The organism is Streptomyces sp. S465 (assembly GCF_026898115.1).
GTDB lineage: Bacteria > Actinomycetota > Actinomycetes > Streptomycetales > Streptomycetaceae > Streptomyces > Streptomyces luomodiensis.
In genome coordinates this window covers 1,774,896-1,799,376 of record NZ_CP114036.1, presented here as the reverse complement: position 1 = coordinate 1,799,376, position 24,481 = coordinate 1,774,896, and the positions used below count along the sequence as shown (strand labels likewise).

At 71.1% G+C, this 24,481-nt stretch carries 24 protein-coding genes and 2 pseudogenes; 10 read left to right on the top strand and 16 right to left on the bottom strand.

Going from position 1 to position 24,481, the window contains the following annotated elements:
* From N6H00_RS07670 to fabG, 7 genes are all read right to left on the bottom strand, one after another.
* Complete coding sequence (locus tag N6H00_RS07670; RefSeq protein ID WP_268970827.1) at positions 1 to 1,503, bottom strand: coproporphyrinogen-III oxidase family protein; 1,503 nt, start codon at positions 1,501 to 1,503, stop codon at positions 1 to 3.
* Positions 1,504 to 1,535: 32 nt separating this feature from the next.
* Positions 1,536 to 2,477, bottom strand: a complete 942-nt coding sequence (locus N6H00_RS07665) for a beta-ketoacyl-ACP synthase III (RefSeq protein ID WP_268970826.1) — start codon at positions 2,475 to 2,477, stop codon at positions 1,536 to 1,538.
* Entirely contained in the window at positions 2,474 to 3,520 is a 1,047-nt protein-coding gene (locus tag N6H00_RS07660; protein ID WP_268970825.1) for a ScbA/BarX family gamma-butyrolactone biosynthesis protein, read from the bottom strand. The genes N6H00_RS07665 and N6H00_RS07660 overlap by 4 nt, the downstream gene beginning before the upstream one ends.
* 1 nt (position 3,521) lies before the next feature.
* Positions 3,522 to 4,466, bottom strand: coding sequence for an SDR family oxidoreductase (locus tag N6H00_RS07655; protein WP_268970824.1), 945 nt, complete (start codon positions 4,464 to 4,466; stop codon positions 3,522 to 3,524).
* Positions 4,463 to 5,686 carry a beta-ketoacyl-[acyl-carrier-protein] synthase family protein gene (locus N6H00_RS07650; protein ID WP_268970823.1) on the bottom strand — a complete coding sequence of 408 codons (1,224 nt, stop codon included), beginning with the start codon at positions 5,684 to 5,686 and terminating at the stop codon, positions 4,463 to 4,465. The genes N6H00_RS07655 and N6H00_RS07650 overlap by 4 nt, the downstream gene beginning before the upstream one ends.
* Positions 5,686 to 5,940 (bottom strand): acyl carrier protein, encoded by a 255-nt coding sequence (locus N6H00_RS07645; protein WP_268970822.1) that lies wholly within the window; start codon positions 5,938 to 5,940, stop codon positions 5,686 to 5,688. The genes N6H00_RS07650 and N6H00_RS07645 overlap by 1 nt, the downstream gene beginning before the upstream one ends.
* A gap of 210 nt (positions 5,941 to 6,150) precedes the next feature.
* Positions 6,151 to 6,894 carry a 3-oxoacyl-ACP reductase FabG gene (gene fabG / locus N6H00_RS07640; RefSeq protein ID WP_268970821.1) on the bottom strand — a complete coding sequence of 248 codons (744 nt, stop codon included), beginning with the start codon at positions 6,892 to 6,894 and terminating at the stop codon, positions 6,151 to 6,153.
* Between the two features lie 210 nt (positions 6,895 to 7,104).
* On the opposite strand from fabG, the gene N6H00_RS07635 reads away from it, so the two are divergent.
* From N6H00_RS07635 to N6H00_RS07620, 4 genes are all read left to right on the top strand, one after another.
* Positions 7,105 to 7,947 (top strand): enoyl-CoA hydratase/isomerase family protein, encoded by an 843-nt coding sequence (locus tag N6H00_RS07635; protein ID WP_268970820.1) that lies wholly within the window; start codon positions 7,105 to 7,107, stop codon positions 7,945 to 7,947.
* A 64-nt stretch (positions 7,948 to 8,011) separates the two neighbouring features.
* The gene (locus N6H00_RS07630; protein WP_268970819.1) at positions 8,012 to 8,281 is read left to right on the top strand and encodes a hypothetical protein; all 270 of its coding nucleotides are present in this window, start codon (positions 8,012 to 8,014) and stop codon (positions 8,279 to 8,281) included.
* A gap of 321 nt (positions 8,282 to 8,602) precedes the next feature.
* The gene (locus N6H00_RS07625; RefSeq protein WP_268970818.1) at positions 8,603 to 9,232 is read left to right on the top strand and encodes a TetR/AcrR family transcriptional regulator; all 630 of its coding nucleotides are present in this window, start codon (positions 8,603 to 8,605) and stop codon (positions 9,230 to 9,232) included.
* Between the two features lie 194 nt (positions 9,233 to 9,426).
* Positions 9,427 to 11,193: an MFS transporter gene (locus N6H00_RS07620; protein ID WP_268970817.1), complete on the top strand. Its 1,767-nt coding sequence runs from the start codon at positions 9,427 to 9,429 to the stop codon at positions 11,191 to 11,193.
* Positions 11,194 to 11,246: 53 nt separating this feature from the next.
* On the opposite strand, the pseudogene N6H00_RS07615 reads toward N6H00_RS07620, so the two are convergent.
* The 5 genes and pseudogenes from N6H00_RS07615 to N6H00_RS07595 form a co-directional block, all read right to left on the bottom strand.
* A pseudogene (locus N6H00_RS07615) lies at positions 11,247 to 11,594 on the bottom strand (DUF2165 domain-containing protein); the annotation flags it as partial.
* Between the two features lie 242 nt (positions 11,595 to 11,836).
* Positions 11,837 to 12,721, bottom strand: a complete 885-nt coding sequence (locus N6H00_RS07610; RefSeq protein WP_268970816.1) for an SDR family oxidoreductase — start codon at positions 12,719 to 12,721, stop codon at positions 11,837 to 11,839.
* A gap of 182 nt (positions 12,722 to 12,903) precedes the next feature.
* Positions 12,904 to 13,398, bottom strand: a complete 495-nt coding sequence (locus tag N6H00_RS07605; protein ID WP_268970815.1) for a DUF5709 domain-containing protein — start codon at positions 13,396 to 13,398, stop codon at positions 12,904 to 12,906.
* 294 nt (positions 13,399 to 13,692) lie between these two features.
* Positions 13,693 to 13,936: pseudogene (locus tag N6H00_RS07600) on the bottom strand (GntR family transcriptional regulator); the annotation flags it as partial.
* A 173-nt stretch (positions 13,937 to 14,109) separates the two neighbouring features.
* Positions 14,110 to 14,337: a hypothetical protein gene (locus tag N6H00_RS07595; RefSeq protein ID WP_268970814.1), complete on the bottom strand. Its 228-nt coding sequence runs from the start codon at positions 14,335 to 14,337 to the stop codon at positions 14,110 to 14,112.
* 650 nt (positions 14,338 to 14,987) lie between these two features.
* On the opposite strand from N6H00_RS07595, the gene N6H00_RS07590 reads away from it, so the two are divergent.
* Genes N6H00_RS07590 through N6H00_RS07580 form a run of 3 tightly spaced genes read left to right on the top strand, consistent with a single transcriptional unit; the run spans position 14,988 to position 18,168 of the window.
* Positions 14,988 to 15,821, top strand: a complete 834-nt coding sequence (locus tag N6H00_RS07590; protein ID WP_268976869.1) for a polyphosphate polymerase domain-containing protein — start codon at positions 14,988 to 14,990, stop codon at positions 15,819 to 15,821.
* Positions 15,822 to 15,826: 5 nt separating this feature from the next.
* Positions 15,827 to 16,504 carry a DUF4956 domain-containing protein gene (locus tag N6H00_RS07585; protein ID WP_268976868.1) on the top strand — a complete coding sequence of 226 codons (678 nt, stop codon included), beginning with the start codon at positions 15,827 to 15,829 and terminating at the stop codon, positions 16,502 to 16,504.
* A complete protein-coding gene (locus N6H00_RS07580) occupies positions 16,504 to 18,168 on the top strand; it encodes a CotH kinase family protein (RefSeq protein WP_268970813.1) in 1,665 nt (554 codons plus the stop codon). The genes N6H00_RS07585 and N6H00_RS07580 overlap by 1 nt, the downstream gene beginning before the upstream one ends.
* Before the next feature lie 63 nt (positions 18,169 to 18,231).
* Here the strand turns inward: N6H00_RS07580 and N6H00_RS07575 are convergent, their stop codons facing one another.
* From N6H00_RS07575 to N6H00_RS07565, 3 genes are all read right to left on the bottom strand, one after another.
* A complete protein-coding gene (locus N6H00_RS07575; protein ID WP_268970812.1) occupies positions 18,232 to 19,002 on the bottom strand; it encodes an SDR family NAD(P)-dependent oxidoreductase in 771 nt (256 codons plus the stop codon).
* Positions 19,003 to 19,072: 70 nt separating this feature from the next.
* Positions 19,073 to 19,333, bottom strand: a complete 261-nt coding sequence (locus N6H00_RS07570; protein ID WP_268970811.1) for a hypothetical protein — start codon at positions 19,331 to 19,333, stop codon at positions 19,073 to 19,075.
* Entirely contained in the window at positions 19,330 to 20,217 is an 888-nt protein-coding gene (locus N6H00_RS07565) for a sugar phosphate isomerase/epimerase family protein (RefSeq protein ID WP_268970810.1), read from the bottom strand. Before N6H00_RS07565 ends, N6H00_RS07570 begins: the two co-directional genes overlap by 4 nt.
* Before the next feature lie 180 nt (positions 20,218 to 20,397).
* Between N6H00_RS07565 and N6H00_RS07560 the strand changes: the two genes are divergently transcribed.
* Positions 20,398 to 21,099: a GntR family transcriptional regulator gene (locus tag N6H00_RS07560; RefSeq protein WP_268970809.1), complete on the top strand. Its 702-nt coding sequence runs from the start codon at positions 20,398 to 20,400 to the stop codon at positions 21,097 to 21,099.
* Positions 21,100 to 21,386: 287 nt separating this feature from the next.
* Positions 21,387 to 22,751, top strand: a complete 1,365-nt coding sequence (locus N6H00_RS07555) for an MFS transporter (protein ID WP_268970808.1) — start codon at positions 21,387 to 21,389, stop codon at positions 22,749 to 22,751.
* 114 nt (positions 22,752 to 22,865) lie between these two features.
* Here N6H00_RS07555 and aztA read toward each other — a convergent pair whose 3' ends face one another.
* The gene (gene aztA / locus N6H00_RS07550; protein WP_268970807.1) at positions 22,866 to 23,603 is read right to left on the bottom strand and encodes a zinc ABC transporter ATP-binding protein AztA; all 738 of its coding nucleotides are present in this window, start codon (positions 23,601 to 23,603) and stop codon (positions 22,866 to 22,868) included.
* Between the two features lie 14 nt (positions 23,604 to 23,617).
* On the opposite strand from aztA, the gene aztB reads away from it, so the two are divergent.
* Positions 23,618 to 24,472 (top strand): zinc ABC transporter permease AztB, encoded by an 855-nt coding sequence (gene aztB, locus N6H00_RS07545; RefSeq protein ID WP_268970806.1) that lies wholly within the window; start codon positions 23,618 to 23,620, stop codon positions 24,470 to 24,472.
* Positions 24,473 to 24,481: the final 9 nt, after the last annotated feature.

Sequence of the window (24,481 nt, the reverse complement as noted above, 5' to 3'; positions counted from 1 at the left end):
CTACTTCATCAGCCTCGGGTACTCCGCGTCGTGTTCCTTGATGAAGACGGTCTCGGGAGTGACGTCGAAGCGGTTCTCGTTGTCGAAGTCCTGCCGCGCCTCGGTGAGGTGGTTCATCAGGACCTCACCCTTGGTGTTGAGGGTGTGGCGCAGGTAGTCGGTCTGGAGGTTGCCGTGCCAGATCACACCGAGCTTGGTGACGGTGAACCGGTCGCCCTCGTCGTCGATGACCCCCGCGGCCAGGTGTCCGTCGAGCACGGCGCGCACCCGCTCGAAGGCGTCCTCGTCGATCCTCGCGGCGTAGTCGGCCAGCAGTTCCTTCTCGAGCGACTTGTAGCGGGGGAACATCACCATGATGCGATCCAGGACGCCCTCGTACCCGATCGACTGGAGCGTCTCGGTGGAGGCTCCCTGTTCGTCGACGTTGCGCTGCCAGTCGTCCACCTTCTCCGGGTTGATCGACACCATGTCGCGGACGTTGCCGCGCGCCGCGCAGCCCACGCCGATGATGTCCTGCCGGGCGCAGTGCGCGGTCTGGTACTGGGAGGGTTCCGGGCGCTTGGACCAGGTCTCGGCGATGGTGTTGTGGTAGCCGGCCGCGCTGAGCGTGTCGTAGAGGTGCTCGCGCATGGCGAGCAACTGCCAGGGACTGCCGGGCTGTTCGACCCGGCCGTCCATGATCAGCTTGTGCAGCGGACGGTAGGGCAGGTAGATCGTGGTGAAGAGGTCGATCTCGCTCGGGTCGTAGCAGGTGAGCAGTTCGGACAGCTCGTCCTGGAAACCCTCCAGCGTCTGGCCCGGCAGGTCGTACATCATGTCGACGCAGGTGTCCGCGGTGTAGCCGAGACTGCGCATACGGTCGAAGACCGCGTCCACGTCCTCCCGGGTGTCCAGCCGGCCGATCTTCCGGTGGATCTTCTCGTTGAGCGTTTCGATGCCGAAGGTGATCCGGTTCCAGCCGTGGTCCTTGAGCACGTCGAGCAGTCCCGGGCGGCGCAGGGTGCGGGGCTCGCCGGTGAAGCTCTTCTCGATCGAGTCGAAGTTCGGCACGACCTTGCTGAGGTGTTCGCTCAGCCGCTCCACGGCCGATGTCGGCAGCGTCGAGGGGCTGCCACCGCCGACGTAGATGGCGGTGAACTCACGTTCCCGCACATACGGCTGGCGCATGTACCAGTCGATTTCCTTGATGAGGTAGTCGGTGTACCTCTCCAGGCGCTCGGAGTCCTGCTTGGGGTAGTGGAACCGGTTGAAGTTGCAGTAGTGGCAGAACGACTTGCAGTACGGAACATGGATGTACATCATGATCCGGTCGTTCAGGTTGCCGCCCGGGTCCTGAAGGCTGTGGATGTTCTCGATCACCTTCTCGCGGGGCACCTGGTGCCAGTCCATCGTCGCGAAGTTGGGCATGATGTAGTGCGAGACGGTCATCACGCCGTCGAACGGCACCGGCCGCGAGGGATTGTCCCCCAGGTAGTACGGCTGCGGCTGTCCTGTCTGTGTCATGGTGTCTCCTCGTGGTGCGCTTGTTTGCTCGGTCATGCCTTCCAGCGGACGACACCGGCGCCCCAGACGAAGCCGGCGCCGAAAGCCGCCATCACGATCCGGTCCCCCGGCCGCAGCCGCCCGGCGTCACGGGCCTGCCGCAGGGCGAAGGGAATGGAGGCCGACGAGGTGTTGCCGACCGTGTCCACGCTGATCTCGGTGCGGTCATCGGGCACGCCGAGCTCCGCGGCGACCGCCCGCAGGATGCGCGCGTTGGCCTGGTGCCCGATGAACAGGGCGATGTCGGCCGGCCGGAGCCCGCGGGCGCCGAGCACCTTGCGGGTCTGCTCCGCCATGGTGGCCACCGCGAACTCGTACACCTGACGGCCGCTCATGCGCAGCACGCGCTCCTCGCGGTCGGCGTACAGCAGTTCCGTGTGGCCGCCATCGGAGCCGAGCAGGAAATGCGGCCCCTCCCCGCCCTCCAGACCGTCCTGGGTGACGACGACCGCCCCCGCCGCGTCGCCGAACAGCACCGCCGTGGAGCGGTCCGTGACATCGGTGATCCGGGACAGCGCCTCCGCCGCGCAGACCAGCACACAGCGGGCCCGGCCGCTCTCGATGAGCGCGCAGGCGTGGTCGAGCGCGTAGAGGAATCCGGCGCACGCCGCGTTGAGGTCCACCGCGGGCGGGCCCGGCGCGCCGAGGCGGGCGGCGAGTTCGGGGGCGACACCGGGGGTGATCCGGTCGGGGGTGACGGTGGAGACCAGGACATGGTCCACCTCGTGGGCGCTGCGTCCGCTGTCGGCGAGGGCCTGCCGGGAGGCGCGTTCGGCGAGGTCCGCCAGCGACTCGTCCGGGGACAGCCAGTGCCGGGTGTGGATACCGGTGCGTTTGACGATCCACTCATGGGACGTGTCGAGGTGGGCGAAGTGGTCGTTTCCGATCACGGTGCCGGGGAGGGCCGCGCCGACGCCGCTGATCGTGACGGTCATGGCACGATCCCCCGGTCCGTCACCCGCGCCACCGCGACCTCGAGCAGCGCGGCCGGCCGGCCGCGCTGCTCCACGACGGCCTCGATCGTCCCGGCCGCGGTGGGCCGGGCCCTGCACCAGACCGGGTCCGTGTGCTCGGCGAACTCCCGGAAGCCGGCCCGGCAGGACGTGGCGACGAGCTCGGTGGCCGGCACCGCGGCGGTCCGGGCCCGCGCGGCCAGCGCGATCTGGCGGCCCGCCTCCATCAGGAGCATGCCCGGCAGGTGGTCCAGCGGGTGGTCGAAGAAGACGGGGTCGCCCGGATCGCACACCAGCCGCGCCACGGTCTCCTCGCCCTTGTGGCGGATCCGTCCCAGGACGACGTTCCGGGGATCGGTCCTGCCCACCGCCGCGGGGGCCGACCGGGGCGGAACGCCCGTGGCGGGCGGCGCGGGGGTCGCGGGCCCGGCCCGCAGTTCCGCGTACGCGCCCGCCTCCAGGAAGCGGAGGGTCCCGGAGAACCGGGCGGCCTCCCGCTCGGCCACCCGGCACACCGCGGTGCCCCGCAGGGCGCGCACCGATCCGTCACGCCGGCGGCGCGCGCTGTCGATGTGCAGTTCCACCCCCAGGTCGACGGGGACCGGACCGACCCGCAGCGCCTCCGGCCCGGTCAGCTCGATCGCCAGGTCGCTCAGCACGAAGGGGGAGTCCAGCGGGACGCCGAGCAGCTCGTGCGCCATGGCCTCGACGGTCTGCCGGGCCGCCTCGCCCACCAGCAGCAGGTCGTAGTAGGGGGCGCAGGTGTCGTTGAAGTACCGGTGCAGCCGGGGGAGTTGGGCCGAACCCAGCAGCCTGCCGCCGCATTCCGCCACGCCGGTGGTCAGCACCTGCTCGACGGCGCGCTTGTGCACGAGCCGGCGGGGCACGGTCCGGTCGCCGGGCAGCACGGAACGGCCCTCGGGCGGTGTGGAACGGCCCTCGGGCGGTGTGGCGCGGTCGCCGGACGGCGTGGGCCGGGCGCCGGGCAGCGAGGGGGCGGCCCCGGAGGCCGCGGGCGCGGTCATCTCAACTCCTCCCCAGGACATCGGCGGTGAGGTCCGCGGCATCGGCGGTGGGGTGCGCGGCATCGGTGGTGGGGTGCGCGGCATCGGTGGTGGGGTGCGCGACATTGGTGGTGCGGTGCGCGACGTTGGTGGTGCGGTTCGCGTCCATGGGCGCCGCGGGCAGGCCCATACCGGTGTGGCGCATCCCGCCGTCCGCGTGGATCACCTCGCCGGTGATGCCGCGCGCCAGCGGGGACAGCAGGAACAGCACCGGGCCCGCCACCACCTCGGCCGCCGCCGTCGAGCTGTCCCAGCCCAGCGGCGCCTCGCCGCGCCACCGCTCGTCGAGCGCGCCGAAGGTGGCGACGCCACGTCCCGACACGGTCTCGACCGGTCCGGTCGCCACCAGGTTGACCCTGATGTGTCGCGGCCCGAGATAGAGGGCGAGATACCGGCAGACCGACTCCAGAGCGGCCTTGGCCACGCCCATCCAGTCGTAGCCGGGCCAGGCCAGCGTGCCGTCGAAGTCGAGCCCCACGACGCTGCCGCCGTCCGCGCCCCGCTCGAGCAGCGGGGCGAGCGCCGTGGTCAGCGCGTGCAGGGACAGTGCGCTGGTCCGCAGGGCGCGTTCGGCACTGTCCGGCGCGGTGGTGAGGAACGACCCGCCGATCGCGTCGGCCGGTGCGCCCGCGATGGCGTGCACGGCGCCGTCCAGGGCGGGCCACCGGTCCGCCACCGACGCGCCGAGCGCGGTGAAGTCGTCCCGCCGTGTCGCGTCCAGAGCCAGTACCTCGGCCGGCCTCGGCAGCTCCGCGGCGGCCAGTTCGGTGATCCGGCGGGTGCGGCCGTAACCGGTCAACAGCACCTGCGCGTCGGCGAGTTGCAGCGCCCGTGCGATATGCCAGGCCAGGGAGTCACTGGTGAGCACACCCGTCACGAGGTAGCGCCGCCCGGAAAGGGTGATCACGCGGCGGCTCCTTCCGGTGCGCCGCGCAGGACCAGCGCCGCGTTGTGGCCACCGAACCCGAACGAGGTGGACAGCGCGACCGGCCCGCCCGGCCCGCCGCGCGCCAACGGGCGGGCCGTGGTCAGATGGGTCAGCGGGCCGAGCGCTGGGTCGGGTGTGGCCAGCCCCACGGTCGGCGGCGCCTGCCGGTGCCGTAGCGCGAGCACGGTGGCCACCGCCTCGACCGCCCCCGCGGCGCCGAGGAGGTGCCCGATCGAGGACTTGGTGGAGGACAGCGGGATGTCCTCCAGCACCGGTCCGAGGCTGCGCCGCAGGGCCACGATCTCCGCCTGGTCGTTCAGGACGGTGCCCGTGCCATGGGCGTTGATGTAGTCGAGATCCCCTGGGGCGATCCCGGCGTCGGCGAGCGCGAGGGACACGGCGCGGGCGGCGCCGACCCCGTCCGGGTCGGGCGCGGTGAGGTGGTGGGCGTCGCTGCTGGCCCCGTAACCGGCGAGCTCGGCCAGCACTGTGGCGCCCCGCGCTCGCGCGCCGTCCGCGCCTTCGAGCACCAGGATGCCCGCGCCCTCTCCCAGCAGGAACCCGTCCCGGCTCCGGTCGAACGGGACCGAGGCGCCGCTGGGCGAGAGGGCGCCCGCGTTCAGGAAGGCGGCCCGTACGATCGGCGAGGTCGCGGCCTCCGCACCGCCCACCACCACGGCGTCCGCCGCGCCGGAGCGGATCAGCCGCAGCCCGGCGCCGATGGCCTGGGCCCCGGCCGAACACGCCGAGATCACACAGTGGCTCTCCCCGCCCAGGCCGTGGCGCAGGGCGATCTGGGCGGCGGCCGCGTTGGCCATCATCATCGGGACCATGAGCGGGGAGACGGCCTCCGGCCCCTCCTTGTCCAGCACGGTCCGCTGCCCCTCGAAGGTCTCCAGACCGCCCACTCCGGAACCCACGACGCAGGCCACCCGCTCCGGGGCGTACGGAGGCCGGCCGTCCCAGCCCGCCTGGCCGAGTGCCTCGGCCGCGGCGACGAGCGCGAACTGGGAGAACCGGTCCGTCCTGCGGGCCTCCCGGCGGCTGAGGACGGCGGACGGGTCGAAGCCGGTGCACCGGCCCTCCCCGCCGGCCAGCGCGCTCTCGCCCGCCACGGCCCGTTCGTGGAGCGGACCCGCGCCGGAACCGAGGGCGGTGACCGCGCCGACTCCGGTGACGACGACGTCGCGGTGCGCCATCACAGCCCCGCGGTGGCCAACATGACGTCGAGGGCCTCACCCACCGTCTTGACGTCGTCCATGTCCTTCGGGCGGACGTGGATGCCGAACGTCTTCTTCACGGCCTGGCCCAGTTCCACCAGGTCCAGGGAGTCGATCTCCAGGTCCTCGAAGGTGGCGTCCATCGTGATCGCGTCGGGGTCGGCGCCGAAGTCGGCGAGCGCCTCGGTGACGAACGCGCTGACGGCCTCGCGGGTGACTGGGGTGGTGGGCATGTCGGACTCTCCCATCATGCAGATGCCATGCGGTTCAATGCGGTTCAACGCGGTTCTGGGGAATTCTGTGGGATTCGCGGGTTCATGACGGTGTCGGGCAGGCGGAGCCGGCGAAGGGTGTTCGGCGGGCGGACGCGGACACAGCGGCCGGGCACCCCGTACGACGGCAGGCGGGCCGGGCGGGGCCGGGGACCGAAGGGGCGGAAGCGCTCAGTCCTTGGGCACGTGCGGAACGAACGCGGCGGCCGAGAGCCCTCCGTCGACGGTGATCGTGGTGCCGGTCAGATAGCCCGCCTCCGGTGCGGCGAGGAAACGGACACAGGAGGCGATCTCCGCCGGCTGGGCGGCCCGTCGGGCGGGGATGGCGGTGCGCGCCGAGCGTCTGAGGAACTCGACGTCGGCCACGAGCTCGGTCTCGACCAGGCCGGGCGCGACGGTGTTCACGGTGATGCCGCGCCGGGCGACCTCGACCGCGACCGATCGGGTGAGCCCTTCGAGCCCCGCCTTCGCGGCCGCGTAGTTGGCGACCCCGGGCAGCGACCGGCTGCCGAGCACCGATCCGATGTTGACGATACGGCCGAAGCGCGCCCTGGACATGACCGGCAGCGCGCGGTGCATGGTGCGGTAGACAGCGCTGAGGTTGGTGTCGAGCACCGCGTGCCAGTCGGACGGCTCCATCGCCGCGAACACCTGGTCGGACCGGATGCCCGCGTTGTTGACGAGGACCAGCACCCGCCCGTACGCCTCCTCGGCGGTGCGGAACAGCGCTTCGACGCCGTCGGTCTCGGTGACGTCCGCGCGGCAGGCGAGGGCCGTTCCCCCGGCCCGTTCGATGTCGGCCACGGTCTGTTTCGCGGCGGTCTCGTCCTGGCGGAACCCGACGATCACGGGACGTCCGGTGGCGGCGAGTTCGCGGGCGACGGCAGCGCCGATGCCCCGTGATGCGCCCGTCACCAGGGCGCATCCTTCAGGCGATAAGTGGGTGGTTGAGCGGTCTATGGCAGTCTCCGGCATGCCATCCCCCGTGTGGATGCGCGCGTTTCGACAGTGCGTGGAGCAAGTCCGGACCGTGCTGCGCCCGATCGTAGGGCGCCCACGGCCAGAAGTCACCGGTGCGCCCGTCGTCTTGTCAGCGGCTCCGGCGCCTCCTTACGCTCGCCTGCCATGGCAGACAGTCCGGCACGGAACGCGACAAGCCCTGGTCCGCCGATTCCCCCGTCCGTCAGCGTGACGATGCGGGACGGGATCGCCGTACTGCTTCTGAACCGCCCCGACTACGGCAACGCGATGAATACCGCGCTCCTGGAGGAACTCCTCGCTGCGACAGAAGTACTAGCCCGGGACCCGGCACTGCGCGGAGTGCTGATGAGCGGTGCCGGCAAGGCGTTCAGTCTCGGCGGGGACATCCGCGAGTTCCACCAGGCGCTGTCGGACGACACGTTCGACGCCACGGCCTACGGGGACCGCCTCACCCACCTCCTGAAACGGACCGTCCTGGCGATCCGCGCGCTCCCCTGCCCGGTGCTGGCCGCCGTCAACGGCCAGGCGGCCGGGGCCGGTTTCTCCCTCGCGCTCGCCTGCGACCTGCGGCTGGCGTCCCGGCGTGCGTCGTTCCACTTCGCCTACGGAGCGATCGGCGCGTCCACCGACGCCGGTATGGCATGGTTCCTGCCCCGCGCGGTCGGATACGCGCGCGCCCTGGAACTGCTGCTGGAACAGCCGGTGATACGGGCGCCACAGGCCCTGCGGGAGGGCCTGGTCAGCGCGGTCGTGGACCCCGACGAACTGGTGGAGGCGGGGCTGCGGCGGCTGCGCGAGCTGGCACAGGCCGCGCCGCACACGATCCGCAGCGCCAAGCGCCTGCTGGACCGGAGCCTGTCCCTGCCGCTCGCCGACCATCTCGAACTGGAACGCGCGGACTTCGCCACGGGGGTCGCGTCACGGGACATGCGCCACGGGATCGCGTCCCTGCTGACCGGGGAGTGGCCCGAGTTCCGGGGCGAGTGACCGCTCGCCGGGAGTGCGTGCGGGGACAGTCCCGCCAGACCGGACCAGGCCGGAGCTGGACGGGGTGCCTGGCGCGAGCTGCAACGTCTCGGCCTCCAACGTCGGCAACGCCCTGGGCGCCTGGCTCGGCGGCCTCGCGATCAGCACGGACCTGGGCTACCGGGCGCCGCTGTACGTGGGTTCCGCGGTCGTGGCGCTCGGCCTCGCCGTGATGGTGGTCGCCGCCCGAACCGCCCCCTCGCGGCCGGCCGGGCCTGACCAGACGGCCGGTGCTGACCAGACGGCCGGTCGGACCCGGACGGACCGGGAACGCCGGTCCAGCACGAGCGGGTAGCCCGGGGCGGGTACGAGGTGACCGGGCTCGGCGCCACTCGTCACCAGGGCACGACGGTGTCCGCGTGTCCGCCGGGTACCGGGTGGCGTAGCAGCGGATCAGCTGGTCGAGCTCGGGCATCCGGCGACAGGGGCCCGGGACGCTGTCCCCGGCCACTAGGGCCGTCGCATCCGGCTGCGGACCGCGCGATGGCCCCGTGGCGGAGTGGCCCGCGTGTCAGAATGGATCGGCCGCGCGCCGGGTCGTGTCCTGGCGTTGGCCATCACCATCACCATCGTCTACGTCACCGCCGTCGTCACCGTCATCACCTGAGGTACTTCCGTGGCCAAGCCCGCCGCCCGTGAGCCGCAGCGACGCAACGCGCGCTCCAACCGGGCGCGCATCCTGGCCACGGCACGTCGGGAACTGGGACGCAACCCCGACATCACCCTGGAAGAGCTGGCACGAGCCGCCGGTGTCGTGCGGCGCACTCTCTTCGGCCACTTCCCCGGACGGGCGGCGCTTCTGGAAGCGCTGGTGGAGGAAGCCTCCGAAAGCCTCCAGGGCGCGGCGGCGGCCGCGGCGAGGCCGTCGGAGCCGGCCGACCGGGCGCTCGCGTACTTCTTGCTGTCGACGTGGCCCGTGGGCGACCGCTACCGGATGCTCCTGGCGGTGACCCGGCGCGACCTGGGCGCGGACAGCGTGGGCGAGATCCTCAGGCCGGCCCGTGACGAGGTCGCGGCCATCCTGGAGCGAGGGCAGCGGGACGGCGTCTTCCACACCCACCTGCCGCCCGCCGTGCTCAGCGCCGGGCTCGAAGCGATGACGGTCGCCCTGCTGGAACAGGTCAACACCGGGGCGCTGGAGGACGACGGGACCCGGGCGACCGTCGCCATGCTCATCGCGGCCGGTGTGCCGCGGGAAGAGGCGTCTGCCGTGGTCGACGCCGTCGCCGCCGCGCTGTCGGAGTAACCGCCGCTGTCCGCCGTGCGCCGTACGGCTGCTGTGCGGTTCCGTCTTGCCTTTCGTCCGTCTTGCCTTTCGTGCGCCGCGCACCACCTCGATCGCGCAGGTAGAGCGGCACCTCATCGACTTATTTGCACACCGCTGGGCAATAAAATAATCTGCTCATCGATGTGCAATTAATCGTCGCCAGGGAGCCTCCGATGCCCTTGCTTGCCACCACGCCCGTCGAGAAGATGACCGGGCCGTACGCCCGGCGCTGGTGGGCGCTGCTGGTGCTGTGCCTGAGCCTGCTGATCGTGGTCATGGCGAACACCTCCCTGATCGTGGCCGCGCCGGACATGACCAGGGACCTGGGGCTGAGCAGTAGTGACCTCCAGTGGGTCATCGACGGCTACACCGTCCCGTACGCCGCGCTGATGCTGGTGCTGGGCTCGATCGGCGACAAGTACAGCCGCCGTGGCGCGCTCCTCACGGGTCTGGTGATCTTCGCGGCCGGTTCGGTCACGGGCAGCCTGGTCGAGAAGACCGAGCTGGTGATCGCGGCCCGCGCGGTCATGGGTGTCGGGGCCGCGGTGGTCATGCCGGCCACGCTGTCCCTGCTGGCCGCGATCTTCCCCCGGGGTGAGCGTGCCAAGGCGATCACGGCCTGGTCCGCCACCTCCGGTCTCGCCATCGCGGTCGGCCCGCTGGTGGCCGGATGGCTGCTGGAGGACCACGCCTGGGGTTCCACCTTCCTGATCAACGTCCCCGTCGCCGTCCTCGCCGTGATCGGCGCGCTGGTCCTGGTGCCGCCGTCCAAGGCGCGGGACATGGGGCGGATCGACTACATCGGCGGTCTGCTGTCGATCGTCTCGGTCGGCTGCCTGGTGTACGCGACCATCGAGGGTCCGCACTTCGGCTGGGGCACCGGCCCCATCGCGGCGGCTGTGATCGCCGGAGTCGGTCTGCTGGCCTTCGTGGCCTGGGAGTTGCGCCACCCGCGCCCCATGCTGAACGTGTGCAAGTTCGCCCAGCGGGGGTTCGGCGGCTCGATGCTTGCGGTGCTGTTCTTCTTCTTCGGCACCTTCGGGGCGCTCTACTACGCCACCCAGTACCTCCAGTTCGTGCTCGGCTACGGTCCGCTGGAGACCGGTGTGCGACTGCTGCCACTGGCCGGTGCCGTCTTCGTCGGCGCCGCGGCCACCGCACTGCTGACACCCAAGCTGGGTGTGAGGGTCATGGTCGGCACCGGCATGGTGATCGGCACGGCCGGGGTCTTCCTCCTCGCTCAGGTCGACAAGGGCTCCGCGTACGCCGACTTCCTGGCGCCCCTGGTGATGCTGGGCTTCGCGATCGGGCTCAGCGTGTCCCCGGCCACGGACACCATCATGGGTTCCTTCCCCGAGTCCGAGCTGGGCGTGGCCGGTGGCGCCAACGACACCGCGCTGGAGATGGGCGGCGCCCTGGGCATCGCGATCCTCGGCTCACTGCTGGGCACCGCCTACCGTGACAAGCTCACCGACCTGGTCGGAGGCCACCTCCCGGCCGCGGCGCTGGAAACGGCGAAGGACTCGGTGGGCGGCGGTCTGGCCGTCGCCGAGGAGGTCGCGAAGAACCCGGCCGGCGGTCCCCAGCAGGCACAGGCCCTGATCGAGGCGGTGCACGAGTCCTTCGCGCACAGCGTGGCGCAGACCAGCCTGATCGGCGGGATCATCATGGCTGCCGGGACGATGATCGTCCTCGCCGTGCTGCCCGGCGGCCGGAACGCCGGCCGGCCCCGACCGGAGGAGCCGACGGCGGCAGCCCAGGACGCGGAGTACGGCGCGTCCGCGGCGCGCCCGCTCGATCAGCGCGCGGAGCCGAAGGCGGAGCCGGGCGCTGACTCGGAACCGGACTCGGAAGCGGAGCCGGGCGCGGACTCGGCACCGGGTCGCCCGGCCGAACCGGCTCGTTCGGCCCGGTCGGCCCGCTCGGCCGAGGGCAGGTGAAGGAGCAGCAGGACGAGCCCGCAGAGCACGAAGACGCGGGTGGCGGCCTCCAGCCCGTTCCACTGCTTCGACTGCCACATGGCGAACCACTCGCCACCGATGGCGATGAACCCGGCGCCGAACAGCAGCATCAGCATCAACAGCCCCAGGGTGCTGGCCTGACGGGCGCGGCGGACGCGGTCCCCCTGCGGGCCCGCGCACCACATGGCCGTCGCGGCGAGGAGGACAACGGCGGCGAGGCTTTCCCAGACGATGATGGCGATGTAGGCGGTGTCCTGGATGGCGGGTGATTCGATCGCCCGCCACATCAGGTCCTCGTCCTTGAACGTCGTGTCCATCGCCAGGACGTGCCGCACGAACTGCTGGTTGGTGTCGAAGTCGGTGATGTTGCCGAAGGCCACGAGCGTGATGTAGAGCGCGATCGTCCCGGTGAGCACCCCCGAGATGACGGAGGAGGCGCGGGGGGAACGCGGTCTGCCGGCTCGCTCGCTCACGATGGCCTCTTCTCCTGGGCTGGTCCCGTTGATCGTGGATCACCCACCATGCACGGAAGAACAGTCCCGCGGCGGTATGTTTTCAGCCGCTGTTGCCGTGCGGTGGTGCAATTCGCGCCACATCTACGCGCTGACCGCGGCGGCTCGGACTAGGGCAGGGGTGTGCCCCCGGTGGCGTTGACGATCTCCGCGGTGATGTAGCCGGCCTGCTGCGAGGCCAGGAAGACATAGGCGGGGGCCATCTCGGCGGGCTGTGCCGGGCGGTTCAGGGGGCTCTGGAGGCCGAAGGTCGAGGTGTCCGGCAGGGTGGCGGGGATCAGGGGTGTCCACACCGGGCCGGGGGCCACGGCGTTGACACGGATGCCGCGCTCGGCGAGGTTGCCGGCCAGCCCCTGGGTGAACGTGACGATCGCGCCTTTGGTGGTGGCGTAGTCGAGCAGGTGGGTGCTGGGTTTGTACGCCTGTACCGAGGTGGTGTTGATGATGCTGCCGCCTTCCGGGATGTGCGGAAGCGCCATCTTGCACAGCCAGAACATGGCGTAGAGGTTGGTGTGCATCACCCGGTCGAACTGCTCGGTCGTGATCTCCTCCAGCCCCTGGGGCCGGGACATCTGATAGGCGGCGTTGTTGACGAGGATGTCGATCCCGCCGAACGCCTCGACCGCCTGGTCCACCAGCCGTTGACATGCGCTTTCCTCGCGGATGTCACAGGGGAAGGGGACCGCCCGGCGCCCGGCCGACTCGACCAGGCGCACCGTCTCCTGGGCGTCCTTCTCCTCCTCGGGCAGATAGCCGAAGCACACGTCGGCCCCCTCCCTGGCGAAGGCGAGCGCCACCGCCCGGCCGATCCCCGAGTCACCCCCGGTGATCACAGAGCGCCGGTCCTTCAGCAGCCCGTGGCCTTCGTAGGTGTTCTCGCCGTGGTCGGGCCGGGGCTCCATCGCCTCCGTCTCGCCGGGGTGCGCCTGGTCCTGCTGCGGGAACTCCGGCTGCGGATGCCGCTCCACCGGATGACGCCGTTCCTGCTGATTCACGGGGGCACCTCCTGGCCACGGGCGTTGGGAACGAAACCTTCCGGCCCCGGGTGCCCCACGGCCCACCTGGGCAAACGCCGGTACGTAGCGGATGGCTGGCCCGTGGCCCGCCGGGCCCGCCGGCCGGGAGAACCCGCCGCCGCGTGGCCACGGCGCGACCGCGGACGTGTCCCCGGACAGGGTCAGCGATCCGGTTCGCCGTCGTCTGCCTCCTCGAGCTGTTCATCCGGGACGATGTGCACGGCGGCCTCCTCGGCACCGGCAGCACCCGCGTCGACGCCTTCGTCCCTGGCGAGGACTTCCTTCGTGGTGTCGGTGCGGACTCCCTCGTCCGGGGCGACGAGCCGGCCCGCCCGGTCCGTCCCGGCCTCGGGGTCGAGGGGCTCTCCCTCGCCCTCCTGTAGATCTCCCACCCCGTCGCCCGCCGGCGCTTCGACGTCGGGGGTCTCTTCGGCCAGCCGCTGGTCGAGCGTCTCCCGCTCCTGCTGTTCGGCCGCCGTGGTGCCGTGCTTGGTCACACCGAGCGGCTTCTCCGGCGGGGAGTAGCCCTCGTCGAGCATCTCGTCGTAGTCACGCTCGTCCAGGGCGTCCTGGGTGTCCAGCGGGGCCGCGTCCTCCTGCTCCTCGTTGGTGCCGGTCGGCTGATAGACGTCGTCTGCCTTGTCTTCGCTCATCATCGCTGCCTCTTTCGCATGTGAGGGGTGCCGGCCCCGGCCGGGTATCCCGGTCCCGCCCTTCCCTCACACCGCCGGCGGACGTCTTGGCGCGTTCGTCGCGGGCTGTGGTGATGTGGTCACCCGAGGGCAGGATGCCGACCGCGGGGTTCGGCTTCATCGGTCGCCCGCCCGGTGTGCATCACCCTCCTAGCGGTAATTTTGTCACCTTTTGGCGCGACAGGTCGCGAGTGGATCAACGCGGCGCATCCCCGCGGCCGGTGCCTCCCGCGCGAGGCGCTGCTCCTCGGCACCCCGCCGGCCCTGCCGATGCCGACTGGCCGGCGACAGCGGCTGCGCCGGCTTGGGGCCCGCGACCACCGTGCCGCGACCCCGCCGGCGCAGCTTGCCCTCCAGTACCAGCTCGCGCAGCGCCTGGCGGACCGTCTCCCGGGCGACCCCGTACCGCTCGGAGAGGTTGCGCTCGGTGGGGAGGGGCGCCTTCCCCCAACTCGTCGAGGCGCCGGTCGATCCGCGCCTTGACGGCGTAGTACTTGGCCACGCGGCCGTGGTCCGGGACGCCGGAGCGGACGGGGGTGCCGGGGGTCGGGACATGGCGTTCGGTGGTGGCTCCCGACGCGGCGGGGCCGGGTGCGGAAGCTTCCGGTTGCCTGGGACACCCGCAACCGGGGTCCGAGAGGTCCCCGGTTGCGGGAGCGGTGCTGATCGTGCTGATCAGGCGGTCCGGCACGAGCTGGAGTCCGCCCCGCCCAGCACATTGACCGGGATGGTGACGAACGAGAACTCGTTGCCGGCGCACACGCCGGGGAAGGTCGTGGCGGTGGAGTTGTGGACGGTGACGTCGGGTCCGTCGTCCGCGGTGGCACCGGCAGCGCCGGCCGCGCCGACGGCGAGGGACGTGGCGGTGAGGGCGAGCGCGGACAGAGCGGTCCGGATAGGCATGGGCACTCCTTACTGAGCATGAGCAGCCGGATATGACCGGCTTCGCACGCATACTGCCCCTTCGGCGGCGGGGCCGCTGTGCAGCGTCCCCCCAATGGGGGTCCTCGGCGAACCCGCCGCGTCGGCGGTGCAGGCGGCCACTCCCGTCAGGGCGGTGGCCAGGGCCGCGGCGATCCACGGCGTGAACGTTGAGTTCGGGTGTGACGAGCCATGACCCGAGGGTCGCCCGGGAGGCCACTGCCGCAGATCACCCGGATAGCGGGTTCATGGCCATCGGCATCGGCCAAAAGAACGACCGGCGCGGAGGCGGTACGGACACGGCTCCGGGCTGTGCGGACGCTGTGCGGCGGGACATTACGGCGGAGATGGCGGTGATGCGGTACGTTCCGTTCCGGTCCCCTGTCGTTCATCTGTTGTTCAGCTGTGGATCATAGATCGTTCATATGTGTTTCTTACCTGATTCTCAGGCTCGGCCGGTTCCTTGCTTCAGGACGCACAGACGACCTTGAGTAAGGGGAGCCATGTTCCGCTCGCGGAAGACACCCGCGCCCGGCGGCGACGCCGCGCGGGCCGACCCGCACCACATCGAGCCCGCCGCCACCCCACCCGCGGACCGTGAACGGGGAATCGCCGAGGAACCCGCGCTGCGGGTGGCGAGCCGGCTGCACGCCTTCAACCGCTACGAGTTGAAGTACCTGGTCCCCGTCGACCAGGCCGCGGCCATCCGGGACGAACTGGCCGAGCGCATGGACCGGGACGAGCACAGCCCGGTCGGCGGCTACGGGGTGTGGAGCCTGTACTACGACACCCCCGCGCTCCGCTTCTACTGGGAGAAGATCGAGGGGCTGAAGTTCCGGCGCAAGCTGCGCATCCGCCACTACGGAGACCTCGCGGGCATCACCGACCAGTCGCCCGTCTGCGTCGAGATCAAGCAGCGCGTCAACCGCGTCACGCAGAAACGGCGCATCACCGTGCCGTACGCAGTCGCCCGGCAGTTGTGCGACGGACGCCAGATGATCGAGCACACCGCGAAGGAGCGCGCCTTCGTCGAGGAGGTGCTGGAGCTGGTCGTCCGGCTCGGCCTCCAGCCGACCGTGATCACCGGCTATCAGCGTGAGGCGCTCGTCGGCCGCGACCAGGACACCGGATTACGGGTCACCTTCGACCGCCGCGTCCGGGGCCGGGACCGTGACTTCCACTTCGGTACCGAGGGCGCGGAGAACCGCTTCACCCTGCCCCCGCACCTGTCGGTGATGGAGGTCAAGGTCAACGAGCGCACCCCGTACTGGATCACCGATCTGGCGGCCCGCCGCAACCTGAACCTGATCCGGGTCTCCAAGTACGTCCAGTCCGTCGAGGCGTTCGGCCTCGCGCCGCGGTCGGTCTTCCACGTCCGTGAAGAGGACTTCCCCCCGCCCATCACCCCCACCCCGGTGTCCGCGGAGTCCCCCGCCGCGCCGGCCGGCACGCCCGTGGAGGCATGAACACCGTGAACTTCGACCTTCAGGACCTCAGCGGGACGTTCAGCGTCACCGACATCGTGTGTGCGATGGCGCTCACCTTCGTACTCAGCACGATGATCGGCTACGTCTACCGCTACACGCACCGCAACGTGTCCTACAGCCAGTCCTATGTGCAGACGCTCGTGATCGTCGGCATGATCGTCGCGCTCATCATGCTCGTCGTCGGCTCGAACCTGGCCCGTGCCTTCTCCCTCGTCGGCGCCCTGTCGGTGGTCCGTTTCCGAAACGCCATCAAGGAGACCCGGGACGTCGGCTTCATCTTCCTGGTGATGGGCATCGGCATGGCCGCGGGCGCCCGCTTCTACACCCTGGCCGCCATCGCGGGCGTCGGCATCTGCCTCATCATCATCGTGATGCACAAGTTCAACTGGTTCCACCTCGATGTGCAGCGCCAGGTCGTCAAGGTGCAGGTGCCCGCCGGTGAGGACCACACGGGCGCCATCAGCGATGTCCTGATCCGCTACACCAGCGAGTTCGAGCTCGTCAGCACGGAGACCATCCGCGGCGGCGCGCTGACCGAGGTCTTCTACACCGTCCGCCTGAAGAAGGGCACCGAGCCCGGAGAACTGGTCTCCGCCCTCCAGGAGCGCACCTTCGGGCAGCGCGTGACCGTGCTGACCGGTTACGACCAGACCGACCTGTGATGACCACCCCCACCACGGCATCCTCGCCCGTGCGCAAGCGCGTGAAGCACCGGATCCCGGTTCGTCTGCGGCACCACTGGAAGTTCGCGGCGCTGCTGTGCGCCGGAACGGCGGTACTGCTGATCTTCTTCGGCGACGCCCGCGTCTCCCCGTGGGTCACCAGCGCCTCGGCCGCGGACAGCGACGAGATCACGGAGAACGTGACCGGAACGGTCGACCTCTACGACGAGACCAAGCCGCACTCCATCCAGCTCTCCTACGAGCAGACCGATTTCACCGAGATGATGAAGGAGTTCAAGGCCGACGGCACCAAGGACTACATCGATGCCGACCTGACGCTCGACGGTACGTACCTCAACGACGTCGGCATCCGGCTCAAGGGCAACTCGACCCTCCGGAGCCTGGGCGGCGGCAACCGGGGCGGCGGCCCTGGCGGTGGCGGGGAGGGCGGTCCCGGCGGCGGCGGCGACCGGCCGGACCAGCCAGGCCAACCGGACCAGCAGGGCCAGCCAGGCCAACCGGGGCAGCAGCAGGGCCGGCCCGGTCAGCAGGGTCAGCAGCAGCCGGGTGGCGGCGGGGGCGGGGGAGGCGGAGGCATGATGAACGTCCAGCTCTCGGCGTCCAAACCGGAGGAGCTGCCCTGGCTCATCAAGATCGACGAGTATGTCGAGGGCCGTGCCTACCAGGGCCACCGGGAGATCTCCCTGCGTCCCGGCAGCGACGACCAAGTGCCGTTCAACGAGGCGCTGTCGCTCTCCCTGATGGACGCCTCCGACCAGACGGCCGAGGGGTTCGCCTTCGCCTCGCTCCAGGTCAACAACCGTCCGGCCGTCACCCGGATGTACGTCGAGAACCCGAGCAAGGACTACGCCGACACCCAGCGCACGGACGACGGCGTGATGTACAAGGCCCGCGCGGGGAGCAGTTTCGACTACCGGGGTGACGATCCGACGGAGTACGAGGACTCCTTCAAACAGCTCAACAAGAAGGGCAGCCAGGACCTCGCCCCCGTGATGCGCCTGATCAAGTGGGCCAACCAGGCGTCGGACAAGGAGTTCGCCGAGGAGCTGGACCAGTACGTGGACGTGAAGTCCCTGGCCCAGTACGTGGCCACGCAGAACCTGATCCTGAACTTCGACGACATGGCGGGTCCGGGCAAGAACTACGTGCTCTGGTACAGCCTGGACACCAAGAAGTTCTCGGTGCTCGGCTGGGACTTCAACCTGACGTTCAGCGGTTCGGCCGAGGCCGGTCCGGACGACGAGACCGGCATGGGCGGCGGCCGTCCCGGCGGCGGAGCCCAGCAGGGCGCGGCCGGGCCGAACGGCGGCCAGGGGCAGCAGAAGGGCCAGGGGCAGAAGAGCGAGGGGCAGCGGGGCGAGGGCCGGCAGGGCAAGGGCGGCGCGATGGGCGGCCACCTGCTCAAGGAGCGCTTCCTGGAGCTGGACGCGTTCGACGAGGTGTACAAGTCCGCCTACCGCGAGCTGTACCAGACCTTCTACGCCTCCGGCACCGCGTCCAGGACGCTCACCGCGCTGGCCGCCGACGCCAAGCGGGCGGGAGCGGACGACACCGGCGTCGACAAGGCCGTCACGGCGCTGCGGAGCACCGTCACGGCCCGTACGAAGGCGCTGGCCAAGAACAAGGAGGTCACCGCCGGCTGAAGGGCCGAACCCCGGGAGGGGCGCACGGCGTGTGCGTCCCTCCGCGCCGGTCGCTCGCCGTGCCTAGTGGATATGCGATCCCCCGTTGATGTCCACGGTCGTGCCGGTGAGGTACTCGGCCTCCGGAGTGCAGAGGAACGCGATCGTGACGGCGACGTCGTCGGCGCTGCCCGCGCGGCCGGCCGGGATGGTGGACAGGACGCTCGCGCGCTGCTCGCCGACGAGCGCCCCACCCGTGATGTCCGTGTCGATGAGACCGGGCGCGACCGCGTTGACGGTGACCCCGGTGCCGCCGAGTTCGCGGGCGACGGCACGGGTCAGGCCCAGGACCGCGCCCTTGGCGGCGGAGTAGTGGGAGCCGCCGAAGACCCCGCCGCCGCGCTGGGCGCTGACGGACGACAGGTTCACGATCCGTCCGAAGCCGCGCTCGACCATGCCGCCCGCGATGCGCTGGGTGACGTGGTACGTGCCGTCCACGTTCACCGCGAAGATCTTGCGCCAGACGTGGGGTTCGATGTCCAGGAAACGGCTCGGGTCGGTGATCCCGGCGTTGTTGACCAGCGCGCCGATCGGCGCGAGTGCCCCCTCGACCCCGGTGACGGCGCTGTCGACGGAAGCGCGGTCGGTGACATCACACCGGACCCCGAGGGCACGTACGCCGTGGCGCTCGGCGATCTCGGCGGCGGCCTCCTTGGCGGCCGCCTCGTCGAGGTCGAGGACGGCGATCTCGTATCCGGCGGCGGCGAGCCGGTGGGCGGTGGCGCGGCCGATGCCGCGCTGGGAACCGGCGCCGGTGACGACGGCGGTGCGGACGACGGCGGGGGAAGCGGGCATGGCGAAGGGCCTTTCTGCGGGGAAGGGGTACGAGGGGGTACGGGATAGGGGAGCGGGGAGGGGCAGGAGTTCAGCGGCTGCCGGAGCCGCCGTTGGCGTAACGGCTCTCGACGTCGGAGATCTTGGCGACCTTGCGGGCGGAGCCGCCGCCCGGGGACTCCGGCTCGGAGCAGTTGCCCAGCAGGCACAGCACCCCGCTGCCGTGGTCGGCGGCGCGGATCGTCTCGAGCGCGGTGTGCGCGGGCGGGGAGGCGAAGGCGGGCTTGTGCCCGGAGCCGCCTCCGATCTCGTGGACGGCGTCGGCCGGGTCGTTGAGGAACATCGGCGTCATGAGGCCGGCTCCGCCGGCCGTGCCCGGCCGAGCGCCGCCTCGATCCGGGCGGCGGAGCGCACGGCGACGGCCTCGCGGTCGGTCTCGGCCACGTCGTGGGTCTCCAGCTCCAGCGTGTAGTGGCCCTGGTATCCCGCCGACTCCAGCGCGTCGATGAGGGCCTCGAAGTCCACCTCCCCGTTGCCGACGCTGAGGTTGATGTCGCCGGGGCGGGCGTCCCGCAGGTGGACGTGGTCCACCCGGTCCGCCACCGTGCGGGCCCAGCCCACCGCGTCGCCGCCCGAGGCGACGACATGGCTGACGTCGTAGATCAGCCCGCAGCGCTCCGGGTCCAGCCGGTCCAGCAGCAGATCCGAGCGGTCGGTGTCCCGGCACAGCCGGTAGACGTGCGGCGCCTCCACCAGCAGCCGTACGCCGTGTTCGGCCGCGATCTCGCCCGCCTCGTGCAGCCGGGCGACCACCGTGGCCAGGTCGGCCTCGAGGCTCGGTCCCAACGGCTGGTGCCGCTGGCGGCCGTTGGGTACGGCGAGGAACCGGGCGCCGACCCCGGCGGTGGCGCGGGCCAGCAGCTCGATGGACTCCCGCCAGACGCGGGGGTGCAGCCGGGGGCTGTTGATGTCCGCGGGATCGGTGTTCAGGCTCCGCCAGCGGATGCCGTGCTCGGCGGCGAGGTCCGTCAGCCGCCGGACGTCGTCCGGTCCGGGCCGCAGCGGCGCGTGCTCGCAGACTCCGGGGAGCATCCCCAGGTCGGCCTCGGGCAGGCCCAGCCCGGCGATGGCCGCGAGGGCGTCGGGCAGCGGACGCGCCCGGAAGGAAATGGTGGAACAGCCCAGTCGGCCGGACCCCGCCATGGGGATCACCTCGCTCTTACTTCTCGGTGTCACGACCATTTACGGTCCCGTAACGTTGACTGTCAACAGTCAACGTTGGTGAGACCCGAACGGGAGCCTCCGCCTCGGCTGCCGACTGTCAACACGTGACACCTCTGCGCTACGCTGATCGTTCGTGTAGCCGAAGGGGGCCCTATCGTGGCTGGTCAGGCGCTTTCCAGTCTCACCCGCACGATGACGCTGCGTGAGCGCGCGCTCGCGGCGCTGCGCACGGCCATCACCACGGGGCAGTACCGCCCAGGTGATCACCTCGGCGAAGTGGAGATCGCCGAGCGGCTGTCCGTGAGCCGTGGCACGGTGCGCGAAGCCCTGCGCCACCTCCAGCAGGAAGGGCTGGTCACCGCGGGTTCGCGGGGGATGCTGCGGGTCTCGCGGCTCACTCCGACGGAGGTCGGTGAGCTGTTCCAGGTCCGGGAGGCGCTGGAGAGCCTCGCGGTGGCGCAGATCGTCGCGTCGGCGCGGCGGGAAGCGGCCGCCGAGGCCCTGCGCGGGGCTCTGGAGCACATGCGGGCCGCCGAGGAGGGTGCGGACCTCGAGGTGAAGGTCGAGGCGGACCTCGCCTTCCATCTGCTGCTCTGTGAGCTCTCCGGCAACTCGATGCTGCTCAGGACGTGGCGCCACCTGGAGGGGCCGATCCGTGTGGTGATCGTGAGCGCCGCGGAGGAGTACCGTCAGGTGGCCATGTCCGCGTCGGCCCATGTGCCGATCGTCGACGCGATCGAACGCGGGGACGCGGCGGCGGCCCAGAAGGTCCTGCACACGCACATGACCTCTGCCGTGCGCCGGCTCGGCCTCGGACGCGAGGTCTCCGACGATGTCTCCAACGATGTCTCCGGCGATGTCTCCGACGGCGTCTCGAGCGAGGTTTCCGGCTAGGTCGCCAACGGGACCTCCAGCGCGGTCTCCCGCGAGAGAGCCAGAGCCGCTGACGGCCGGGCTCGAAGAGGCTGCGGAGAGGCTACGGCGGCGCGTCCGCTCCCCGCGGCGGCCGGCCCCACCCCGTCGATCGCCCGAGGTGGCGTCGCAGATTCCGCTGCCGGAAGGGTTGACACCGCTTCCTTCGGGGCACAGCATCGCTCTCGACTGTTAACAGACGACAGCCGACAGGGATGGCTGGCTTCGGTTCGGGACAGTCGCCCCGCCCACGATCAAGGAGGATCGGTATGGCCGGCTTCATACCGTCGGACCAGGCGGCCCAGGGGTCGCCCGAGCGCCTGAGAGTCGCAGTGGGATGCGGGATCGGCGCGACCATCGAGACCTACGACTTCATCGGTTTCGGTACGGCCGCCGCCCTGTACTTCGGTGATGTGTTCTTCCCCGACTCGGACCCCATGTCCGCGACGCTCCTGTCGTTCGCGACGCTGGGCATCGGCTTCGCCGCCCGTCCGCTGGGCGGCATCATCGCCGGCCATCTCGGAGACCGCATCGGCCGCAAGCCCGTCCTGGTCGGCTCGCTGCTCATCATGGGCATCGCCACCGTCCTGATCGGCTGTCTGCCCACCTATCAGATGGTCGGGACCTGGGCGCCGATCCTGCTGGTGGCCGTCCGCGTGATCCAGGGACTCGCCTTCGGCGCCGAATGGGGCGGGGCGATCCTGATGACGTTCGAGCACGCGCCCTGGCGCCGGCGCGGCCTGTACACGGGCATCACCCAGGCAGGTTTCCCGGTCGGGCTGCTGCTCGCCAACCTCGCGTTCCTCTTCAGCACCCACACGTTGAGCGACACCTGGGCGTGGCGCGTGCCGTTCCTGCTCAGCGCGGTCCTGATCGTCGTGGGCATCCTCATCCGGCTCAAGATCGACGAGTCGCCCGAGTTCCAGCAGATCCAGCAGTCCGGCGAGGTCGCCAAGAACCCGCTGCTGGAGGTCCTCCGCGAGGACTGGCACAATGTGCTGCGCGCCTTCTGCCTCCGGTGCGCGGAGACCGCGGGCTACGCCGTCTCCGTCACCTTCGTGCTGTCCTACCTGGACGACGGCGACGCACCCGATGTCTCGGGCAATGTCAGCCTCACCGCCCTGGTGGCCGCCTCGGCCCTCGGCATCGCCGCCACCGTGCTGTGGGGGCGGCTGTCCGACCGGGTGGGGCGCCGCCCGGTGTACCTGCTGGGCTGCGTGGTGACGCTGCTGTGGGGCGTTCCGATGTTCCTGCTGGTCAACACCGAGACCGCCGCCCTGGTCCTGGTCTCCTTCGCCGTCAGCTACGCCGTCTGCCAGAACTCCCTGGCCGGTGTCCAGGGCGCCTGGTTCTCCGAACTCTTCGCCACCAAGACGCGCACCGCCGGAACGTCGCTGGCCTACCAGCTCTCCGCGGTCGTCTCCGGCTTCACCCCCATGATCGCCACCGCGCTCTACTCCGCCACCGGCTGGGCCGGGCCCGCCGCCCTGTTCAGCGTCTATGGACTGCTGGGCCTGGTCGCGACCCTGACGACCCAGGAGACCTGGGACGCGGCGGCGAGGGAAGAGGCGGACCGTGCCGCGCTGCCGCCGTCGCCCCGCACCGCGCCGACCGTCTCCGAGGCGGTGCGCTAGCCCGGTGGCCACCACCTTGTCCGCGCCCGTCGGCGCGGATACGACGGCCGGGGCGGCCTGGGACCAGCCGCCCCGGCCGTGGCGTACGTACCCGTGGCGTACGTACCCGTGGCGTCAGGCCGGTTGCCAGACCTGGGCGAGTGTCGAGGGGGTGAGAAGCCGCTCGGGGCTGCCCTGTCCCACCAGGTGTCCGTCGCGGAGCAGGAGACAGGCGTCCGCCGCGCGCGCGGCCTCCAGGTCGTGTGTGGCCTGGACGACCGTCACCCCGTCGGCGACCAATTCCCCCAGCAGCGCGGCGATCCGGTCCCTGGCCTCGGGGTCCAGTCCCGTGGTCGGCTCGTCCAGCAGCAGCAGATCCGACTCCTGGGCGAGCCCCTGGGCGATCAGGGCGCGCTGACGCTGTCCGCCCGACAGCTCTCCGAGTTGCCGGGTCGCGAGGCCGGAGATGCCCAGCCGTTCCATCGCGGCCTCCACCGTCGCGCGGTCCCGCCGGGTCAGCCGGCGCCACGGTCCGCGCTCACCCCAGCGCCCCATCTCCACGGTCTGCCGGACCGTCAGCGGCAGCGCGTCACCGACGGCACCGCGCTGGGGAACGAACGCCGGTGGCCGGTCCCCGTCGCTCCGCAGCTCTCCCGAGGTGGGTTCGAGCACCCCCGCCATGACGCCGAGCAGCGTGGACTTCCCGCTTCCGTTCGGACCGATGAGCGCCGTCGTGGCCGATGCCGGTATGTCGGCGCTGAGTCCGTGCAGAACGGGGCGTCCGGGATAGCCGGCGTACAGCTCGGTGATGCGGACGCGGGGCGTCCGGTCCCGGGCGGCGGTCGGCGAGACTGTATTGAACATGATTTTCATTGTAGTGTGCGGGTGTGGAGTGGTTGACGGGCCCTTTTGAGGCGACCTTTGTGCAAAGAGCCCTGTGGGGCGGGATGTTGGTGTCGGCGATCTGCGCCCTGGCGGGCACCTGGGTGGTGCTCAGGGGGATGGCCTTCCTCGGCGACGCCATGTCCCACGGGCTGTTGCCGGGAGTCGCGCTCGCCGCGCTGCTCGGCGGCAACCTGCTGGTGGGGGCGGTGGTGAGCGCGGCCGTCATGACGGCAGGAGTCACCGCGCTCGGCCGCGCCCCGAGGCTGTCCCAGGACACCGGGATCGGCCTGCTCTTCGTGGGCATGCTGTCGCTCGGCGTCATCATCGTGTCGCGTTCGCAGTCCTTCGCGGTGGACCTGACCGGCTTCCTCTTCGGTGACGTCCTCGCCGTGCGCGAACAGGACCTGGCGCTCCTGGGCCTGGCACTGCTGCTGGCGCTGGCCGTCTCGGTCCTCGGCCACCGGGCCTTCCTCGCCCTGGCGTTCGACCCGCGCAAGGCCCGGACGCTCGGCCTGCGCCCCCGGCTGGCCCACTGTGTGCTGCTGGGACTGCTGGCGCTGGCCATCGTGGCCTCCTTCCACATCGTCGGGACGCTGCTGGTCCTCGGCCTGCTCATCGCCCCGCCGGCGGCCGCGCTGCCATGGGCGCGCAGCGTGCGCGGCGTCATGGTCCTGGCGGCGCTGCTGGGCATGACCGCCACGTTCTGCGGCCTGTTGCTGTCCTGGCACCTGAGCACCGCGGCCGGTGCGACCGTCTCGGCCCTCGCGGTGAGCCTGTTCTTCCTCTCCCACCTGGCCTCGGGCCTCCGCCACCGCCGCGCGGGCCGCACCGCCGCCCCCGCCCGGACCACCGGCTGAGCGCACCCC

Bases quoted from the DNA above. Each gene is read 5' to 3' on its own strand.
- N6H00_RS07595 (WP_268970814.1), bottom strand. From the start codon at position 14,337: ATGCCTATCCGGACCGCTCTGTCCGCGCTCGCCCTCACCGCCACGTCC.
- N6H00_RS07660 (WP_268970825.1), bottom strand. From the start codon at position 3,520: ATGACCGCGCCCGCGGCCTCCGGGGCCGCCCCCTCGCTGCCCGGCGCC.
- N6H00_RS07575 (WP_268970812.1), bottom strand. From the start codon at position 19,002: ATGCCCGCTTCCCCCGCCGTCGTCCGCACCGCCGTCGTCACCGGCGCC.
- N6H00_RS07665 (WP_268970826.1), bottom strand. From the start codon at position 2,477: ATGACCGTCACGATCAGCGGCGTCGGCGCGGCCCTCCCCGGCACCGTG.
- N6H00_RS07570 (WP_268970811.1), bottom strand. From the start codon at position 19,333: ATGACGCCGATGTTCCTCAACGACCCGGCCGACGCCGTCCACGAGATC.
- N6H00_RS07635 (WP_268970820.1), top strand. From the start codon at position 7,105: ATGGCAGACAGTCCGGCACGGAACGCGACAAGCCCTGGTCCGCCGATT.
- N6H00_RS07670 (WP_268970827.1), bottom strand. From the start codon at position 1,503: ATGACACAGACAGGACAGCCGCAGCCGTACTACCTGGGGGACAATCCC.
- N6H00_RS07650 (WP_268970823.1), bottom strand. From the start codon at position 5,686: ATGGCGCACCGCGACGTCGTCGTCACCGGAGTCGGCGCGGTCACCGCC.
- N6H00_RS07645 (WP_268970822.1), bottom strand. From the start codon at position 5,940: ATGCCCACCACCCCAGTCACCCGCGAGGCCGTCAGCGCGTTCGTCACC.
- N6H00_RS07580 (WP_268970813.1), top strand. From the start codon at position 16,504: ATGACCACCCCCACCACGGCATCCTCGCCCGTGCGCAAGCGCGTGAAG.
- N6H00_RS07620 (WP_268970817.1), top strand. From the start codon at position 9,427: ATGCCCTTGCTTGCCACCACGCCCGTCGAGAAGATGACCGGGCCGTAC.
- N6H00_RS07560 (WP_268970809.1), top strand. From the start codon at position 20,398: ATGACGCTGCGTGAGCGCGCGCTCGCGGCGCTGCGCACGGCCATCACC.
- N6H00_RS07605 (WP_268970815.1), bottom strand. From the start codon at position 13,398: ATGATGAGCGAAGACAAGGCAGACGACGTCTATCAGCCGACCGGCACC.
- N6H00_RS07555 (WP_268970808.1), top strand. From the start codon at position 21,387: ATGGCCGGCTTCATACCGTCGGACCAGGCGGCCCAGGGGTCGCCCGAG.
- aztA (WP_268970807.1), bottom strand. From the start codon at position 23,603: ATGAAAATCATGTTCAATACAGTCTCGCCGACCGCCGCCCGGGACCGG.